General features: G+C 54.1%; 18 protein-coding genes. 16 read left to right on the forward strand and 2 right to left on the reverse strand.

Annotation, left to right across the window (positions count from 1 at the left end):
- The 9 genes from HN413_03020 to HN413_03060 all read left to right on the forward strand — a co-directional run.
- The coding region (locus HN413_03020; GenBank protein ID MBT3389357.1) for a hypothetical protein at nt 1–194 on the forward strand (194 nt) is incomplete at its 5' end.
- A gap of 93 nt (nt 195–287) precedes the next feature.
- Nucleotides 288–1100, forward strand: a complete 813-nt coding sequence (locus HN413_03025; protein ID MBT3389358.1) for an ABC transporter permease — start codon at nt 288–290, stop codon at nt 1098–1100.
- A 21-nt stretch (nt 1101–1121) separates the two neighbouring features.
- Entirely contained in the window at nt 1122–1856 is a 735-nt protein-coding gene (locus tag HN413_03030) for an ABC transporter ATP-binding protein (GenBank protein MBT3389359.1), read from the forward strand.
- A 57-nt stretch (nt 1857–1913) separates the two neighbouring features.
- Nucleotides 1914–3098 carry a glycosyltransferase family 4 protein gene (locus HN413_03035; protein MBT3389360.1) on the forward strand — a complete coding sequence of 395 codons (1185 nt, stop codon included), beginning with the start codon at nt 1914–1916 and terminating at the stop codon, nt 3096–3098.
- A gap of 47 nt (nt 3099–3145) precedes the next feature.
- Nucleotides 3146–4282 carry a glycosyltransferase family 4 protein gene (locus HN413_03040; GenBank protein MBT3389361.1) on the forward strand — a complete coding sequence of 379 codons (1137 nt, stop codon included), beginning with the start codon at nt 3146–3148 and terminating at the stop codon, nt 4280–4282.
- A 134-nt stretch (nt 4283–4416) separates the two neighbouring features.
- The gene (locus HN413_03045; protein ID MBT3389362.1) at nt 4417–5466 is read left to right on the forward strand and encodes a hypothetical protein; all 1050 of its coding nucleotides are present in this window, start codon (nt 4417–4419) and stop codon (nt 5464–5466) included.
- 50 nt (nt 5467–5516) lie between these two features.
- A complete protein-coding gene (locus tag HN413_03050; protein MBT3389363.1) occupies nt 5517–6914 on the forward strand; it encodes an O-antigen ligase family protein in 1398 nt (465 codons plus the stop codon).
- A gap of 106 nt (nt 6915–7020) precedes the next feature.
- Nucleotides 7021–8676: a hypothetical protein gene (locus HN413_03055; GenBank protein MBT3389364.1), complete on the forward strand. Its 1656-nt coding sequence runs from the start codon at nt 7021–7023 to the stop codon at nt 8674–8676.
- A 69-nt stretch (nt 8677–8745) separates the two neighbouring features.
- Entirely contained in the window at nt 8746–10824 is a 2079-nt protein-coding gene (locus tag HN413_03060; GenBank protein MBT3389365.1) for a hypothetical protein, read from the forward strand.
- A 58-nt stretch (nt 10825–10882) separates the two neighbouring features.
- On the opposite strand, the gene HN413_03065 is transcribed toward HN413_03060, so the two are convergent.
- A complete protein-coding gene (locus tag HN413_03065) occupies nt 10883–11095 on the reverse strand; it encodes a YtxH domain-containing protein (protein ID MBT3389366.1) in 213 nt (70 codons plus the stop codon).
- A gap of 122 nt (nt 11096–11217) precedes the next feature.
- Here HN413_03065 and HN413_03070 point away from each other — a divergent pair, with 122 nt between their 5' ends.
- From HN413_03070 to HN413_03100, 7 genes are all read left to right on the forward strand, one after another.
- Nucleotides 11218–11763 (forward strand): hypothetical protein, encoded by a 546-nt coding sequence (locus HN413_03070; GenBank protein MBT3389367.1) that lies wholly within the window; start codon nt 11218–11220, stop codon nt 11761–11763.
- A 35-nt stretch (nt 11764–11798) separates the two neighbouring features.
- Nucleotides 11799–13094: a hypothetical protein gene (locus HN413_03075; protein ID MBT3389368.1), complete on the forward strand. Its 1296-nt coding sequence runs from the start codon at nt 11799–11801 to the stop codon at nt 13092–13094.
- An 8-nt stretch (nt 13095–13102) separates the two neighbouring features.
- A complete protein-coding gene (locus HN413_03080) occupies nt 13103–14530 on the forward strand; it encodes an LCP family protein (protein MBT3389369.1) in 1428 nt (475 codons plus the stop codon).
- Nucleotides 14531–14649: 119 nt separating this feature from the next.
- Entirely contained in the window at nt 14650–15645 is a 996-nt protein-coding gene (gene add, locus HN413_03085) for an adenosine deaminase (GenBank protein ID MBT3389370.1), read from the forward strand.
- A gap of 139 nt (nt 15646–15784) precedes the next feature.
- The gene (panB, locus tag HN413_03090) at nt 15785–16660 is read left to right on the forward strand and encodes a 3-methyl-2-oxobutanoate hydroxymethyltransferase (GenBank protein MBT3389371.1); all 876 of its coding nucleotides are present in this window, start codon (nt 15785–15787) and stop codon (nt 16658–16660) included.
- Nucleotides 16661–16684: 24 nt separating this feature from the next.
- Nucleotides 16685–17614: a 2-dehydropantoate 2-reductase gene (locus HN413_03095; GenBank protein ID MBT3389372.1), complete on the forward strand. Its 930-nt coding sequence runs from the start codon at nt 16685–16687 to the stop codon at nt 17612–17614.
- A gap of 36 nt (nt 17615–17650) precedes the next feature.
- Nucleotides 17651–18487 carry a pantoate--beta-alanine ligase gene (locus tag HN413_03100; GenBank protein MBT3389373.1) on the forward strand — a complete coding sequence of 279 codons (837 nt, stop codon included), beginning with the start codon at nt 17651–17653 and terminating at the stop codon, nt 18485–18487.
- A 63-nt stretch (nt 18488–18550) separates the two neighbouring features.
- On the opposite strand, the gene HN413_03105 is transcribed toward HN413_03100, so the two are convergent.
- On the reverse strand, nt 18551–19279 hold the full coding sequence (locus HN413_03105) for a hypothetical protein (protein ID MBT3389374.1): 729 nt from the start codon (nt 19277–19279) through the stop codon (nt 18551–18553).
- Nucleotides 19280–19336 lie beyond the last annotated feature (57 nt).

Here is a 19336-nt window from a genome sequence, read left to right on the forward strand (position 1 = left end):
ACTCCGAGACGCCCGCCGCGCTGGCTGAAAATTTAGCCCGGAATGGGTATGATTATGTGTTGTTCTATCCCCCGGAGGCAGAATTTCGCCCCGAGGTGTACGCCTCACCCGCGCTGAGCGAAGAATTCTTCAGCCTGTTCACGACGCAGGTCTACGCTCAGAGGGAAGTCTATCTCTATGCGCTCCATCCCTAAAAAACACAAACACGAAAACACGGAGTACACAGAGATTTTTTTGGAAAACCCACAGAGAAAACTCCGTGAACTCTGTGGCTCCAAGGTTCGTTTATGGATTTTTACGACTCAGCCCGTACCGCGCACCCGTTAGTTGAAGAACTTCGCGCCCTGATTGCCTACCGCGAATTGGTGGTGCAGTTCATCTTGCGATCGGTGAAGACGCGCTACAAACGTTCGCTTTTGGGTGTGGTGTGGACACTGCTCAATCCGCTGCTGACGATGCTCGTACTTACGGTGGTTTTCTCGCAGTTGTTTCGCATCCAGATTGCCAATTTCCCCGTGTATGTTCTCAGCGGACAACTCGTGTGGATTTTCTTCTCTAGCACGACCAGCGCGGCGATGGGTGAGATGTTATGGAGCGGCGAATTGCTCAAGCGCATCTACGTGCCCAAATCGGTTTTTGCTGTGGCTGCCATCGGCACGGGTTTGGTCAATCTGCTGGTTTCGCTATTGCCCCTGCTGGCGATTGCCCTAATATTGGGCGTGCGTCTCACTCCGGCGTTGCTGGTTTGGCCGCTGGCGGTGCTGCTACTGGCTATATTCTCGCTCGGACTGGGGTTGCTGCTGGCCGCGGCCACAGTCTATTTTGCTGATATGCTGCCGGTTTTCAATGTCTTGTTGACGATCTGGCTCTACGCCACGCCGGTAATATATCCGCCGGAGATTATCCCGCTGCAGTGGCGTTGGATGATTCGATATAACCCGCTGTATTATTTGGTGGAAATTTTCCGCCAACCGCTGCTGGATGGTATGGTGCCGGGCTGGGATTTCTGGCTCCCGGCTTTGGGATTCGCCCTGGGGATATTATTATGTGGGGGGCTGTTTTTTACCTCGAAGGCAGATGAATATGCCTATCGCCTTTAAGGCATTAAGGGCATCGCGCCTATGATAAAACTTGAAAATATCTCCATTCAATACCGCCTGCCGCGTGAACGGCTCTCTGGCATTAAAGAATACACCATCCGCTGGGCACAAGGACGCTTGCAGTATCAGGAATTTTGGGCGTTGCGTGACATTAACCTGGAAATTGAGCGCGGCGAAAGTTTTGGCGTTATCGGCCGCAATGGAGCCGGGAAGAGTACGCTGCTCAAGGTGATGGCACGCGTTTTGAAGCCTACGCGGGGACGTGTGGTGATGCGTGGACGCACCGCTCCGCTGCTTGAACTGGGGGCCGGATTCCACCCAGAATTGACCGGTCGCGAAAACGTTTTTCTCAACGGCGCGCTGATTGGCCTGCCGCGTAAAGAAATTACCACCCAATTCGATGCCATTGTGGATTTCGCCGAAATTGATGAATTCATTGATGCGCCCCTGCGCACTTATTCCACCGGGATGGTGGCGCGCCTGGGCTTCGCCGTGGCGACCAGCATCCGTCCGCAGATTTTGCTGATTGATGAAGTGCTTTCTGTGGGCGATACGGCCTTTCAGGAGAAATGTCTGGCGCGTATGCGCGCTTTCCAGTCTCAGGGCACCACGATTGTACTCGTTTCGCATAGCATGGGGCGCGTGCAGGAATTTTGTCAGCGGGCCTTGTGGCTGTCAGGTGGGCAAGTGGCGGCGCTGGGGGATGTGGCTGGGGTTGTGGAGTTGTACTTATCGGCTACAAAGGATATTTTATGAGGAAACCAGGAAAACAGGAATTTTTTCTTGGCTTCCTGGCTTCCTTATTTTTTCATTATGGAGAATGTAATGAGCGTCGTTTTTTGCCGCTCTAACCCCATCGCACCCGACCCGCGGGTGGAGAAGTCTGCTGCCACGTTGATGGAGGCTGGCTACCGCGTCACCCTGTTGGGCTGGGATCGTAGCGCAGCCTTGCCGCGGCGGGAGATCATCTCCGGCGCTGATTGCATTCGCCTGCCGATCCAGGCGCAGTTTGGGCATGGCCTGGGCAATTTTGCCCCGCTGCTGCGCTGGCAATGGGGGCTTTTGCGCTGGCTGATACAAAATCGCTGCGCCTACGATAGTATTCACGCCTGCGATTTTGATACCGTGTTGCCCGCGTTGGCCTGTAAAGCTCTTTTCGGCAAGCGCGTCGTCTATGATATATTCGATTTCTACGCCGATCATCTGCGCGCCACGCCGGGCTGGGTGAAAGCACTCATCCGTGCGCTGGATTTGTGGGCTATTCGTTTCGTAGATGCGCTGATTGTTGCAGACGAATCCCGCTGGGCGCAGATTGGGGAGCGAGTTCCCGCGAATCGGGCAGTAGTTTTAAATACGCCAATAGATACTTTTAGCAGTTTTAACCACAATACCCTTAAGGGTACAGGTGGACACCAAGAACACAAAGAAAAAAAAGCCCTAAGTGATTCTTCGTGCCCTTCGTGGTTAAATCTCATATATGTCGGCCTCCTGCAAATCGAGCGCGGCTTGTTGGATGTGTTAGCTGTGTTGGCCGATCACCCTGAATGGTATTTGGATTTAGCCGGGTTTGGCGGCGATGAAGATCAAATATTGGCGTTGTCTGAGGAACTTCCCAACGTCACCTGGCATGGGCGTATCCCATATGAGCGTGCTTTAGCCCTTACCGCCGCTGCCGATGTGGTTTTGGCTCTCTACGACCCGGCACTGGCGAATCATCGTTGTGCCAGCCCTAACAAACTCTTCGAGGCAATGATGCAGGGCAAACCAGTTATCGTCGCCGCAGATACGAATATTGACCGTATTGTGCAGGCTGAAAATTGCGGCCTGGTTGTTGAATATGGGCATCGACAAGAGCTTGTTAAAGCGTTGGAACGTTTGCAGCTCGATAATGTTTTGTACGCCGAATTCGCCGATAACGCCCGGCGCGCCTACGAACGAACCTACAACTGGCGTACGATGTCGGCCCGCCTTTTGCGACTTTACCAACAATTGCGATAAAATCCAACCAATAACTTTCAACTTGCCAACCTGCGTACTTGTCCCCCATGCCCAAAATCATCCTCGCCGCCAACACCGACTGGTATCTATACAATTTCCGTTACGCGCTGATTCACCAACTGCGGGAACAAGGCTTTGACGTTTCGCTGGTATCCCCCCCGGGGGATTTCGCAGTTCGCCTTCAGGATGCAGGTTTCCGCTGGCAGCCGTGGATTCTGCGCCGCCGCAGCATAGCTCCCTGGATGGAATTGATTTCGTTGCTCGATTTGGTGCGGATTTACCGCCGCGAGCAGCCCGATCTGGTGCATCATCACACCATCAAAGCGGTTTTGTACGGCTCTTTCGCCGCGGGGTGGGCCGGCATCCCCGGTGTGGTCAACTCGATTTCGGGCCGCGGCTATGTTTTTCAAGGAGGCGATTGGCTTGCCCGCAGTCTGCGGTTAATGGTCAGTCCCCTTTATCGGCGCGTTATGCAAAAAAACGCTGCTGCGGTAATTTTCGAGAATCAGGCCGATCGAGATTATTTTTCCGAGCAAAGATTTACCCCCCCATCACGCGCTTGGCTAATTGAAGGCGTCGGCACAGACCCGCAGCGCTTTGCCCCCACATCCGAGCCGCACGGCCCAGTGATTGTACTGATGGCGGCGCGCACACTTTGGGATAAAGGCGTGGGCATTTTCGTCGAAGCCGCGCGCATTTTACGAGAGCGCTTGAAGGTGCGTATGGTGCTGGTTGGTGGGCCAGACCCTGGCAATCCGGCCTCGTTGACGCCCAATATGCTGCGCGCCTGGCACCGCGAGGGCATCATCGAATGGTGGGGCTGGCAGCATGATATGGAGCGCATTTATGCCCAGGCACATCTTATTGCTCTGCCGACCATGTACGGCGAAGGTGTGCCTACCGCTCTGATTGAGGCTGCTGCCTGTGGACGTCCTATCATTGCCAGTGATATTCCTGGCTGCCGCTCTGTGCTTCAGCATGAGCACAATGGTCTGCTCGTGCCGCCGAATGACCCTTATACTCTGGCCTGGGCTATCGAAGAGTTGGTTTTAGACCCGGCCCGGCGTATGAAAATGGGCGCAGCCGGGCGGCAGGTGGTGCTGGAACGCTTCACCCATGAGAAAATTAACTGTGCCACTTTGCAGGTTTATCAGCACGTGTTAGAAGCGATCAAAATCGGGTAAAATCGTCCCCATGATGGATTGAAGATGTCTAACGCAAAGACGCGAAGATGCGAAGACGCAAAGAAAAGTATAAAAAATCTCTGCGCCTTAATTTCTTTGCGTCCTTGCGTTAATTTTTTATCACTGGAGATTGCATGGTGGAAGACTGGAATCTACGAGACTACATCCTTGCCCTCACTCATCGCTGGTATCTTGTGGCGTTGGCGTTTCTGGTTGGGGCGCTGCTGGGTTGGGGAGTAAGCAAGTTGCTCACGCCCGATTACCGCGCAAATCTTGATCTTTATTTGGGTATTGATGCCTACCGCGGCCCGCGCGATCGCTATATTGTTGGCGTGGCGCAGGATGAGTTTCGCAATCTGGACGATTATAAAAACTGGAATATGGCCCAACTCAACGAGATGGTTCGCGGCGATGAATTTCTCATCGACACGCTCGCCGTGTTGCAGGCGAAAGACTCGTACTGGCTTGATTTCACCCCCGCCGACCTTCACCCCATGCTGCGCGGCTCCTGGCGCAACGCCGGGCGCTGGCATCTGGCCGCTGAAGCCGCCAGCCCGGAACACGCCGACCAACTCGTGCAGGCCTGGGCTGTGGTGATTGATGCGCGTGTCAACGAAGCCATCAGCCATGCCCGCCAGGTTGTTGCGCTCGATACCCGCATGGTTCCGCTCGCTGCCGAACTGGCTGAGATGGAAATTCGCCAGGAGTTGTTGGCGCAGATTGATTTGAATCTCTCAAAATTGCGTCAGGATGTGGAAGCCACCGATCAGGTGGATGCCTATACCCGCAGCCTGATTCTGGCCCAGGCTGCCCGCGCCGCCGACTGGGGAGCGGGTTGGTCATTGTTACTCGAAGCGATTCCTGCCCCCGGGGCGGATTCTGCCGAAGTTCTGGCCTGGCTCGATGATTTTCGCGCTTTGATTCAGGCCGACCTGGACGATCTGCCCGCCCGTGCGGATGCCCTCGAAGCGCAATACGATGAACTGGCCGCGGACTACACCCGCGAAGCAGAACTAAGTCTGGCGCTCTCGGCGAACCTGAGCCTCGGCTTGCCCGAAGAGATTGCTCCTACCGTGGAAGATGTGCGCCCGGCAGGGTTGTTGATGCTTGTGGGTGGGTTTATCGCTTTATTGATTTGGCTGCTCTTCGCGTTGGCGCGCAGCACTCCCAGGGAGAAAGAATAGTGCTTCAAGCATGGCGAGTATGGTTGCCGCGAGAGAAACGAGTGGAACAAGTGCAGAAAACCCTTTGGGCGCTGTTCCTGCTCACTTTACCGGTCACCAGCTTCCCCTACTTTCCGGGCGGCGTGGGTGGGCGCACTGAAGTGCGCCCGCTATCCATCTATCCGTTATTCCTCCTGCTGCTGATTTACACCCTGCCGCGGTTGTTTACGCATTCCACGCCGCGCACAGCTTTGCCCTTGGGTGCCTTTGTGTTGGTGGCGCTGGCGAGTACCGTTTTGGCCTATACTCGCGGCATTGATCCGGACATTGGCATCAGTGTGTCCTCGCGAGCCGTGCGTATGACCGCAACGCTATTATTGGGCGTAGCCTTTTATATCACCGTGGCCGTCATCCCCCGCACCGCCGATGAGTTACGCTTTGCCCTGCGCTGGCTCTACGCCGGATTTGGCATCGCCCTGCTGTGGGGTTGTGTACAAATTGGTTATATTCTGTTCTACACGCCCGAATATTTCGACCTGATTGAATATTTGCAGGGCTTCTTCTCCGTGCGCGGCCTGTTTGAAACGCGTATCTCCGGCATGACCTATGAACCCAACTGGTTCGCCGAGCAGATCACCTTTTTGCTGATGCCCTGGCTGTTCGCCGCAGTCATGTCGGGCTATTCGGCCTTTCGCTGGCGTTGGCGTTTTTTCACCGTGGAATTGTTGCTGCTGGGCTGGGCTTCGTTTGTGCTGGTCTATACCTACTCGCGCACCGGTTATGTGCTGTGGGCATTGCAATTAGTGCTGGCATTTTTATTTCGCGGGGGACGAAAACCCGGCCGCAGCTTGAACTGGCGCGGGATTGCGCGGCGTTTGCTACAAGTAGGGTTGATGCTGACCGTCTTGCTGGCGGTAGTGTTTGCCTTTGGCTCGCGCAATCGTTATTTCTCGCGTTTGTGGAGCTACTGGACAGATGAAAACGCCACTGGCTCGTATGCGCAGTATATTGCGGTCAGCCAGCGCATAGCCTATTGGGAGACGGCCTACCACATTTACGAAGATTATCCCTGGATGGGGATTGGGCTGGGCAATTACACGTTTTACTTTGAAGAGACGCTTACGGATCGTCCGCTGTACCCGACCCCAGAATTGGTGTATAAATTTACCCCCGCTGAGGGACGCAACCGGTTGGTAGTGCCCAAGAATATGTTCGCCCGTATTCTCGCCGAGACCGGCTTGATGGGTTCGGCGGCCTTTGTGGCTTTTGTGGTGGCCGTCTTGGGCGCGGCGTTGTATCTATTCCTCGCTCCGGAACGCGATCCGCGCTACTGGGGTTTGGCCGGGCTGCTCTCGCTGGTAGTTTTCCTGGGGGTGGGATTCTCAGTCGATTCCTTTGCCATCCCCAATATGTGGATTGTCTTTGGGCTAATCACAGCCAGCGTGCAGGTGCATGGAAAAAAAAGCTAACGCAAAGCCACAAGGTTCCAGGACGCAAAAAAAAATATCAAGACCTTTGCGGCTTAGTTCCTTTGCGCCCTTGCGTTGATTTTCTTATTGCGGCTGGAGACGCGTTATGGTGCAGAATAAATTTCCACGCATTGCCATCTGGGGAATGTTCATCATCGGCCTGGTTTATTTCTCGCTGATGATCTTCCCCAATTTGACTGGCGCGCAGGATTGGAATATGCTCTCGATTTTCGAGAAGGACGAGTTTGCCCAATACCAGCACGTTCTGCGCATGCTCAGCCCGGGCGACACCATTTTCGAGACCCTGCGCCGTTTCGTTGTCTATTTGCACTACGATTACGGTTATCCCTTCTACCTGTTCTCGGCGTTGATGTTGCTGCCTTACCGGATCATTGTCGGTGCTGCCTGGGGGCAGGATTCGGCCACCATTATGCTGATTCTTCGGCAAATGGTCAGCGTGCTGCCAATGATTTTCTCTGTGGCCCTGATGGTGGATATGCAAACCGAACGCAAATCTACCGCGAAAATTCTGGGGCTATTTGCGTTTCTGTTGGCGTTTCCCGCGGCGGTGTTGAATAATCTCTGGTGGCACCCGGATAGCCTGTCGATTTTGCTGATTGTGCTCACTTTCTATTTTCTACGCAGAGATGATTTCCGCTTTAGACGCTATTTTTATCTTGCCGCGGTGCTGTGTGGCATGGGCGTGAGTGTCAAATTTGCCGGGGCATTTTTTGCACTGGCGGTTCCGCTGTATATTCTTTGGGGATTGAAAGATCAAAAACTGGAACTTCGCCGCGCTCTATGGGCGGCGTTCTTCTTCGTAGCAGTGATGGCCCTGGGGTTGGTGATCTCGAATCCATTGCTGCTTATTCCCCAAACCCGGGCAGAAATTCTCGCCCGGCAGCAGCAACTTATTTTTCAGACGCGTAGCGGCTATTACACCCAATACGCCGACTGGAATCTCACAAAGGAAAAGATTCAACGCATCATCTGGCCATATTACGGGCAGTGGTTCACGCTGCTGCTGATGTTGGCCGGGCTGATCCAGGGAGTGCGTTCGCCGCGCTACCGCTTTATCAATGTGATGATTTTAGCTTTTTCCATTCCCTACTTTTGGGCCGTGGGCGGCTCAACCGTGCGCCCGCTGTATTACCTGCCGATGGCGATTCCTTTTGCATCAGGGCTGGTGCATCTTTTCCCGGAGGAGAATAGTCGCGGAGCCACAGAGAACACGAAAAGCTCCTCTGTGGCCCTCATGGAAAAACTCCGTATTCTTCGTGTCTCAGTGGTTTTTCCACTGCTGTTACTTGCTTTTCAGTTTGGCTTGTATCTTCAGCAGGATGCCAAAATTTACACGGATATTCTCTACCGAGAAGAGCGTTCCGAGAGCATTGCTTTCTATCACGAAGTGGAAGCGCGCTTAACCGGGATGGGGCTTGCCGATGAGCCTTTGGTGATCTACCGTGATCTGACCGCTTATGTGCCGCCCAAGTCGAACTACGATGTGCTGATGAAATGGAAGCTGGCAACTTACGATTACATCAACGAAAACCAGCCCGATGTGCTGTTGCTGGAAATGAATTATGTGTTAGAGTTTACCCAACCCGATGCGGTTGAAAACGCGGTTGACCCAGACCAAATGCGCGCCTGGCAAAAATTCTACGGCGATGCCTATGCCGACGAATTACCCGGTTACAGAATTCTTTATCAAAATGATTATGCGTTGGCGCTACTACGGGAAGGTTTGACCGCCGATGACTGAGTCCGACCGATGGCCGACCATTTTCTACGGTTGGCGGCCCGCGGTCGTTTTTCTTAAGGATTTTGCCTCATGAATAAAACCCTGATTATCGTTATTGTTGTTATATTGGTGCTATTGTTGTGTGCTTGCCTATGCCTGGTGTTGATCGGCGGTGCGGCGGTTTTTGGACTGTATCAGCAAGATGGGAATGTAGATTGGTCAACTGGTCCGGATACGGCCACCCCGGTTGTGCTGCGCCCCACCCCGCAGGAGACCCCCCAACCCGCGGACCAAACTCTGGAGGCAAACGCCACGCCCGGGGTGCAGAATCAGCCTCAGGCCGAGTTCGCTGCGCCTGATTGGAAACACGAAACCCTGCAAACGCTGGAAGAAGCGGTTGTCCCCGTCAACGATATGCTTGAACTGGCTGAGCGTCTTGGCGGGCAGGAAAATGTCCCCCTGACGGTGGCTGCCCCTCCACAGTATCAGATCGGCGAACAAGATGTAATGTGGCTCACCAATGTGGATACGAATGAGAGTTTTCAGGTTGATGTCACTTTGCAATATGTCACCGAGCATGTCTATTTCTGGATTGAAGATGGAGTGATTTTTGAAGCTGATGAAGTCGCAGCGTTGGTTGAAACCTTTGAGCGAGAGATTTACCCGCGCAATCGCGAATTCTTTGGCAGCGAATGGAGTCCCGGTGTGGATAATGACCCGCATTTGTATATTATCTATGCCAGTGGGTTAGGCTGGGGCTTGGCGGGATATTTTTCTTCGGCGGATGAATATCACCCGCTGGCGCATGAATATTCCAACGCGCATGAGGCCTTTGTGCTCAATTCCGATAACCTGAACCTTTCTGGCGATTTCACTCTGGGCGTTCTGGCGCACGAATTTCAGCATATGATTCACTGGTACCGCGACCGCAACGAGTCATCCTGGCTGAATGAGGGTTTTTCAGAATTGGCCGCGTTTATCAATGGCTATGATGTTGGCGGTTTCGATTATTCCTACACCAGCAACCCCGATTTGCAACTCAACGATTGGCCGAATGATTCAGGCGCTACTGGCCCGCACTATGGGGCAGGCTTCCTGTTTGTAGATTATTTCCTCAATCGCTTTGGCGAGGAAGCCACCCAGGCATTGGTGGCGCATCCCGATAACGGCATGAAGAGCGTTGACGCTGTACTGGAAGAATTAGGTATTCACGATTCGCTCACGAATGAACCGATCAGCGCCGACGATTTTTTTGCCGATTGGGTGTTGGCCTCCTATTTACAAGACGAAAAGGTGGCCGATGGCCGTTATACGTACGCCAATTACCCCGGCGCGCCATCAACCTCGGTCACCGAGAGCGTATACACCTGCCCCTCTGAAGTGTTGACGCGCGATGTCAGCCAGTATGGGGTGGATTATTATCGCATTGCTTGCAGCGGAACGTATAATCTGTATTTTGAGGGTAGTGTAGTGGTGGGCGTGTTACCTGCCGATCCGTACTCGGGCGATTATGCTTTCTGGTCGAACAAGGGCGATGAGTCGGATATGACCCTCACGCGCAGTTTCGATTTTAGCGATCACACTGGCCCGCTGACCCTTACGTATCAGACCTGGTACGACATCGAAGCCGATTATGATTATGTCTATCTCGAAGCTTCGCTGGATGGCGAAAACTGGGAAATTCTAAAAACTCCCTCTGGCACGGCGGAAGACCCCTCCGGCAATAGTTATGGCTGGAGCTACAACGGGCTTTCCGGGTTGGATGGCGAATGGATTTTAGAAGAAGTGGATATTTCGCAGTTTGCCGGTCAACAGGTGCAATTAAGATTTGAATATGTGACCGATGCGGCCGTTAATGGGGAGGGTTTTATGCTCGATGATATTGCTATCCCCGAAGTGGGCTACTCAACCGACCTCGAAGGTGATTCCGGTGGTTGGGAGACAGCCGGCTTTGTGCGCATTCGCAATGAGCTCCCCCAAACCTTTCGGCTGGCGATGATTACGGTTGGCGATACGACTACGGTCGAGATGATTCCGCTGGGCTTGGATAACGCTGTTGCGATTCCGGTCGAAATTGGCGGCGACGTGGATGAAGTCATCTTTGTAGTTTCAGGAACAACCCGCCACACTCGCCAGCGGGCGGCCTATCGTTTTGAACTGACGCGCTAAATATAACTCGAAACAAAAAAGGGCGTGTGATGCGGTTATCACACGCCCTTTTTTGTTTTTACGCTGGTTTGCGCAGGTTGGAGAGTTGTTCTTCGAGTTCAGCTCGCCGCTCAGCCGCAGCCGTTTTAACTTCATCCTGAATGCTTTGGGCACGCGCTTGAAGCTGTGTGCGCAATTCATCGCCTGAGGAGGGCGTCAGCAACAAGGTGATCATGCCACCGAGCAATGCCCCAAAGATCAGGCCGGTTAAGAAATTTGTGACCCGCTTCATGTATAATCTCCTTTGCATTAAATTTACTTTCGATCAGGGATGACTTTCTGCGAAAGTGAAGCCTGAGCAATTATATTCTTTCAGTATTATAATTGACAAATTGTCTGATGGAGGCACAATCTATGCAACATCCATTTGAACAAATTACGGTGAGCCGCCGCCAGCGCGTATTTTGGGCATTGGTTGCGCTGACATTGTTGGTCGAGGCGATTTTCGTGCTGACAGGATCCCCGCTGACCAGCGATGCGGCTCCCGCGGGGATTGTATCCTTTGAATTGGCGGCAACCACCCCCATGGTGGAAAGCATCCTTGCCAGTTGGGATTCTGTTGCCCGCGAGCGTGCCGCATTCATTCAGGGGCTGGATTTTCTCTTTATCCCTCTATATGCAGCAGCCATTGGCCTGGGCTGCATTATGGCCGCCGATACGTTTTCCCGAAAAATGTTGAAATTCGCCGCCGTGGGGCGCTGGCTGGCCTGGGGGTTGATTCTGGCTGGCCTGCTGGATACAGTAGAGAATATTTCCCTGTTGGTGATGCTCTTCGTGGCGCCCGCCCAGCCCTGGGCTTTGATCGCTGCCGCGTGCGCTGTACCCAAGTTTGTGCTGGTGACGCTGGGTTTAATATATGCGCTGCTTGGCGGTGTGACCTACTTATTCCGCAAAATGTGAACTTTTATACGCTTTGCGGCTAGCCCTGTAAAAATATGTCTACTCCTTCAATACGCAAAACATCCCAACAAGCGCCAAAATCTGCCGCGAACAAGATTCTGCTGGCAGGGTTGGCGCTTGTTTTGCTGATGTTGATCGGTTTTATTGGCGCTTGGGCGGGGTATCAGCACGGGGCGGTTTTGGCCGCAAACGAGGTAATTGCACCGAATGCTGATGCAATTGACGAGCAATATCAATTAGGGCTGGAAGATTATCAGGTTGGAAGTTATGAGTCGGCGCGTCAGCGTCTGGAATATGTGGTGGCCTTTGCCCCCGAAGATTATCCAGATGCCTGGGAGTATCTCAGCGAAATTTTGCAAATTCTAAATACAACCGCTACGCCGACGCTTTCATCGCTGCCGCCTACGCTGCCGCCAAGCCCCACCATCACGCTGACACCCACGCGCGACCCCAGCGGAGTTGAATCCATCTTTCAGCGCGCCCAATCCCTGCTGGCAGCAGGCGACTGGGATGGCGCGGTTGCGGCATTGATTGCACTACGCAACGAAGATTTGACCTATCGCGTTGTTGAAGTGGATGACAGCCTTTTTGCTGCTCTGCGCAATCGCGGCGAGCAGCGCATTTTGAAACTCGGTGACCTGGAAGGGGGGCTTTATGATCTTTCGCTGGCAGAAAAAATTGGCCCTTTGGATTATCAGGCCACGGTGTACCGCGGCTGGGCGAGATTATATTTAACCGGTTTGGGGTTTTGGCAAGCGTATCCAGAACAAGCTGTTTACTATTTTTCGCAAGTTGCCGCCTCTGTGCCGGGTTTGCGCGATGGCACCGGCTCCAGCGCCGGGTGGCGTTACCGCATGTCGCTGTTGCACTATGGCGCAGAACTGGCCGCTGAGCGACGCTGGTGCGAAGCCCAGCGACAGTACGAATTAGCGTTGCAATTTGGCGGCGCTGATGAAGATTTGCCGCTGACATTGACGCATGTAGCGAATATTTGTTCGCCGCCCACACAGACCATGACTCTGACGCCATCGATTACTTTGACGAATACGGTCACACTGACTCCTCTGCCAGGGCCATCGGCGACACTGTCCGGGGTACCAAGTGATACACCGATCCTGCCGAGCGATACGCCCGTTTCGCCAAGCGATACACCGGCCCTGCCGAGCGATACGCCCGTTTCGCCAAGTGATACACCGATCCTGCCGAGTGATACGCCCATCTCACCAAGCGATACACCGATCCTGTCGAGTAATACGCCTATTCCGCCAAGTGATACACCGATCCCGCCGAGTGATACGCCGATTCCCCCAAGCGATACGCCTGTTCCGTAGTTTTTAGTATGACAAGATCACGCCAACAAACACCTGCTAAATCTCGCTCTGCCTGCCTCTCCTGGGTGGCCTGGAGCATGGCGTTAATTGTATTGATGTTCGTGACTGGCTTTGTAACCTATTCGGTGAGCCGCGAATTTAGCTACACACAGAATTATCACACTGCGATTCCTGAACTGCCCCGATTTGAACCGGTTCTCTCTACCGATGTTGCCGAGACGCAAGCGCCTGATGCCCTCACCCCCGACCGCCCTACGCCGCTACCTTTGCCCAGCCAGACCCTTGAAATTACGCCGACCCTCGTCCCGTGGAATGGCACTGAGCGTGTCACGATTTTATTGATGGGTCTTGATTATCGCGATTGGGCTAATGAGGTTGGCCCCTCCCGCTCGGATACCATGATCCTCTTGACGATGGATCCCGTCGCCAAGACTGCGGGTGTACTTTCGATTCCGCGTGATCTTTGGGCGGCCATCCCCGGGGTAGGACACGCCAAAATTAACACAGCCCACGCTTATGGTGGCCCCGGCTTGTCTGTGCAAACCGTGGAACTGGTCATCGGGGTGCCGATCCACTACTATGCGGTGGTCGACTTCGATGCCTTTATCCGTTTTATTGACGAACTCGGCGGTGTCAAGCTGGATATTCCGGAACGCATCAAAATTGATCCGCTGGGCGATGATAATACGCGCTATTTGCAGCCTGGCGTGCAAACCTTGCCCGGTGAGTTAGCGTTGGCCTATGCGCGCAATCGCAGCCAGGGTGATGGCGACTTTGCTCGTGCCCGTCGTCAGCAGCAGGTGATTATGGGCATCCGTGACCGTATTCTTGATCTTGAATTGCTGCCAATGTTGATTAGCAAAGCGCCCACCCTGTATACGGAGTTGGCCGCGGGGATCAAAACCAATATACAGTTGGATGAAATGCTGCGATTGGCCGCGGTGGCTGCCCAGGTACCCAGGGAGAATATTCGCCAGGGGGTGATCGACATCAATTACGTGGCCTTTGGTTGGTCGCCGAATAATTTGAGCATTCTTGTCCCATACCCGGATCGCATTCGTGTGTTGCGCGATGAAATTTTCGACACATCGGGTTCGCTATCACCTTTGGCCGCAGGTAATCCACTGGATTTGCTTGCCCAGGAGGGCGCCTCCATTGCAGTGTGGAATGGCAGCAACGATCCGGAACTGACTCAGCGCACGGCGAATTATTTGCGCACACAGGGCGCAATAGTGGTGGAAACTCGCGAACTAGATGAACGCTACACCAGCACGACTCTGGTAGCTCATGTGGGACGACCCTACACGATGCAATATCTCATGGGTTTATTTGATGTAGACACGCGCCACATTCAGTTCAACTATGAATATGGCAGCGCAGTTGATGTAGTTGTGGTGTTGGGTGATGACTGGGCTACCGTCCCAGATTTACCTTGATTATGAGGCCATTTGGGGGTATAGTATGAATACTTTTAACGCTAAAGAGTAGCTACAGATAAACGCAGATATACACGGATAAATAAAAAGAAAAAAATCTGTGGTTGATTTTTGTAAATATGATCAATTCATCTTTCCCTTTCATTGATTTGCACCGCCACCTGGATGGCAGCATCCGCCTGGAGACGATTTTGGATTTGGGTAGGCAGCACAACCTGCCACTTCCGGCCTGGGATGTGGATTCCCTGCGCCCATATGTGCAGGTGATGGAACCGCAGCCCGGTGTGATGGCTTTCCTCGCCAAGTTCGAGTGGATGGTGGGTGTCTTGGCCGATTATGATGCCTGCCGCCGCGTGGCCTATGAAAATGTAGCGGATGCCTGTTATGAGGGCATAAATTATATTGAGTTGCGCTTCAGCCCGGTGTTTATGGCCGAACCTCACAAACTTGATCCCGCAGGTGTGGTCGCTGCAGTTGTAGATGGAGTTCAACAAGGTCGCCGCGATTTTGATATTCAAGTAAACCTTACCGGTATTATCAGCCGCACCTATGGCCCGGAAGCGGGTTGGAAAGAACTTGACGCGCTGCTTACGCAAAAAGAACATTTGGTGGCGCTTGATCTGGCGGGTGATGAAGCCAATTTCCCTGGCGATTTATTTGTTGAGCATTTCAAAAAAGGCCGCGATGCTGGCTGGCAGATCACCGTCCACGCTGGAGAATCCGCTGGCGCTGAAAGTATCTGGCAGGCGATTAAGGATTTGGGCGCCACGCGTATTGGTCATGCCGTAGCGGCGATGCATGATCCGGCTCTGCGCGAGTATATGGGCGAACACGCCATCGGCATTGAAGCCAATCTCACCAGTAATTTGCAAACTACCACCGTTCCCGATCTTGCCAGCCATCCCATGCGCGGCTTCTTGGAGCAGGGCTTGCTGGCGACCCTCAACACCGACGACCCCGGCATCAGCGCCATTGACCTGGCCTACGAATACAACGTCGCTGCCCCCGCCGCGGGCTTGAGCAAGGCACAAATTCATCAAGCCCAGCGCAACGCCCTCGAAATTGCCTTCATCTCCGAGAGTGAAAGGGCTACTTTAGGAATGTCTCGAAAATAAGGGCCTGGCCCCTGCATTCATTATTTTCGGCTTTTTTCGCCCGTACTGCTTTTGCAGCCGGGACGGACACCGACAAATAATTGCTAACCGCCATTTGCTATCTGCACTACCCCAGCCCCTACCCCAAAAGGAGGGTACCATGTCTACAATATCTGTTGATTCCCCCACGAAACGCAAAAAAATAACCACGCGCAGGTTTGCGCAAAAGAAACAACGTGGCGAACCCATCACCACGCTGACGGCTTACGACTATCCCACTGCCGTGGCGCTGGATCGCGTTGGCGTCGATTCGATCCTCGTTGGCGACTCGCTGGGTATGGTCGTACTTGGCTACGAAAACACCCTCCCGGTCACAATGGACGATATGCTGCATCACTGCCGCGCCGTGGCCCGCGGGGCGCGCTACGCTCTGCTCATCGGCGATATGCCTTTTATGTCGTATCAGGCCGATGTGAACGACGCCGTGCGCAACGCCGGACGATTTTTGCAAGAAGCCGGGATGGACGCCATTAAACTCGAAGGTGGGCGCGAGCGCATTGAGACGGTGCGTGCCATTGTGGGGGCGGGCATCCCCGTGCAGGGGCATCTCGGCCTGACCCCGCAGAGCGTACATCAATTGGGCGGGATGCGTGCGCAGGCGCGCAACGCATCGGCGGGCAAACGCCTGCTCGAAGATGCGTTGTTATTGCAAGATGCGGGCTGCTTCAGTATCGTACTTGAATCCGTTCCGGCGCGGCTGGCCGAATTTGTCTCCCAGCGGCTCGAAATCCCCACGATTGGCATTGGCGCTGGAGCGGGCTGTGATGGGCAGGTACTGGTTACCCACGACCTGCTGGGCCTGTTCGAACGTTTCACGCCGCGTTTTGTCAAACGGTACGCCAACTTCTACGAACAAATGGAAGCCGCCTTCCGCGCCTACAAAGCCGATGTCGAGCATCGAACTTTCCCCGCTGAAGCGCACACCGTCGAAATGGCGGATGGCGAATGGCAATTATTTCTGGATGAAGTAGCCTGACGAGTTAAACCTTCAACTTTCAACATGCAACCTTCAACCATTTTGATTGTCGGAACTGGCGCGCTCGCCAATCTCTTCGCGGCACGGATCGCGCTCGCAGGTGCTTCTGTTTCCATGCTGGGTACTTGGCCCGAGGGGATTGCTGCAATTCAGGCACGCGGCATCCGGTTAGCGGATTCTGAAGGTGGAGAGCGTTCTATCCCCGTAAGCGCCACTGACGATCCCGCTGAATGTGTCGGAACGCGGCTAGCATTGGTGCTGGTCAAAGCGTGGCAGACAGAGCGGGCCGCGCGTCAACTGGCAGAATGCCTGCATCCGCAGGGCATCGCTCTGAGCTTGCAGAACGGCCTGGGCAACCGTGAAATCCTGGCGGACGTGCTCGGTGAATCACGCGTAGAGCTAGGCTCTACCACCACCGGGGCAACCCTGCTCGGGCCGGGTCATGTGCGTCCTGGCGGGGAGGGAATCATCTCATTGGGAGCGAATCCTGCCGTCGATCCGCTGATTACGCTCTTTGAACAGGCCAACTTTTCTACAAAAATTGTCCCCGATGTAGACGCACTGATTTGGGGTAAATTGGCGGTCAACGCCGCTATCAACCCGTTGACCGCCTTGTTGGGTATCACCAATGGTGAGCTATTGCAACGCCCCGAAGCCCGTCAATTAATGTCTGCCGTCGCCCATGAAGTCGCGGCTGTAGCTGCTGCTCGCGGTGTAACCTTGCCCTTCGCTGACCCCGTCGTGGCGGCAGAAAATGTTGCCCGTCGCACGGCGCAAAACCGCTCATCGATGCTGCAAGACATCCAGCGCGGCGCGTCCACCGAAATTGATGCTATTTGCGGAGCAGTAGCGCGAGCTGCCCTTGAACTTGGCGTACCCGCGCCTGTGAACCGTACCCTGTGGCAGTTGGTCAAATCGTTGACGGGGGATGGAAGACGGACGCCTGAAAACTAACCTTTAATCTGCCAACTTTTAACCTGGAACTGAACCATGAAAATTGTGACCACAATCCCCGAACTGCGCGCTGAACGCGCAAAACTCCCTGGCCCCGTAGGTTTTGTACCCACGATGGGCTATTTGCATGCAGGCCATCTCTCGCTGGCGCGGCGCGCCCGCGAAGAAAGTGCCTCAGTTGTGGCGAGTATTTTTGTCAATCCCACTCAATTTGCCCCCACCGAAGATTTGGATTCGTACCCCCGCGATCTGGAACGCGACTCACGCTTGCTCGAAGAAGCGGGCGTAGACCTGTTATGGACGCCCACGCCCGAAGTGATGTACGGTGAAAACTTCCAAACCTGGGTGACTGTGGATGAGGTGACGCAAGTGCTTGAAGGCGCCAGCCGCCCGACGCATTTTCGCGGTGTGACCACCGTAGTCGCCAAACTTTTCAACGGCGTTCAGCCGCAGAAGGCGTATTTTGGGCAGAAAGATGCCCAGCAGGCGATTGTTATTCGGCGCATGGTGCAGGATTTGAATTTCCCCATTGAGATTGTTGTCTGCCCGATTGTGCGCGAACCCGATGGGCTGGCGCTTTCCAGCCGCAACGCCTATCTTGTCCCGGTGCAGCGCCAGGCTGCTACGGTGCTTTCACGTTCTTTGAACGCCGCTAAAGACGCTTTCCACGCCGGACAGCGCGATGCCGACACGTTGCGCGCCCTCGTTACCGAGATTGTCAACGCCGAGCCACTGGCGGATCTGGAATACATTTCTTGCGCGCATCCCGATACGCTGCAAGAACTTTATGGCGAAGTTGAACGGGCTTTGTTTTCAATGGCGGCGCGAGTGGGGCGGACGCGGTTGATTGATAATCTTATCGTTGAAAGTTAAAAGTTACAGGTTGAAGGTTAGGGACTGAACAATTTTCAACCTTCAACTTTCAACCTGCAACCGTTATTGATTTTCCTCGCATAACACAATTTCCCCCAGATTTTCGTTGGCATTCAGCGTCATGCCAAAGTAGGGTGATGGGTCGAGAGTATTCTGGATTTTTAGCTCGTTGCGGAATTTGCCCAGTCCGTCATCCAGCACAATCGAAAAGTGCAGATGCACGCCGGTAGGGTTGTTGGGGTCGCCAGAGTAGTTGCCCTGATAGCCCAGCATTGTTCCAGCTTCAACCCATAGCTCAGATGTGCCCGGCGGGAAATCGGGTTCAATATAAGAGAATCCGCCGCTGTCGGCGAGATGGGTGTAATAGGTCCAGATTTGGCGAGATGGCTTCAACGGGTCGCTGGGAATGCGGATGATGAGCGATGATTTCCATTCCGGCAGGCGCGTGAGATAGCCACCATATGCCGCATAGACGGGCGTGATGCCGACATCCTGCCCGCCGAAGATGTCAATGCCCTGGTGCCGGTGGCCGGGTCGGAAGGAATCGTCCCACAGAAAGCCGATATAGCCATCTGTGGGGAAGGCGAAGGGCGCATCGGCGCATTGTTGCCCGGCAGCTACGGCCCACTCGCTATGTTCGGCGGGGTCGCGTAGCCAATCCCACAGGTGTGTAGTGCGCTGACCGCTGCGTTGATACCACTGGAAGAGCAGATAGCCCAGCACAATCGCGGCAACAAACGCGAAAGACAGAAAAATTCGTAGGAGGGGGTGGAGTGTTTTTTTACGGCTCATAATTCTGGCTCTTTGGGAACTCAGGGGGTTGACAGCAAATATGGGGTCACGAAAGGA

It is taken from the genome of Chloroflexota bacterium (assembly GCA_018648225.1).
In the GTDB taxonomy this organism is placed as follows: Bacteria; Chloroflexota; Anaerolineae; order Anaerolineales; family UBA11858; genus NIOZ-UU35.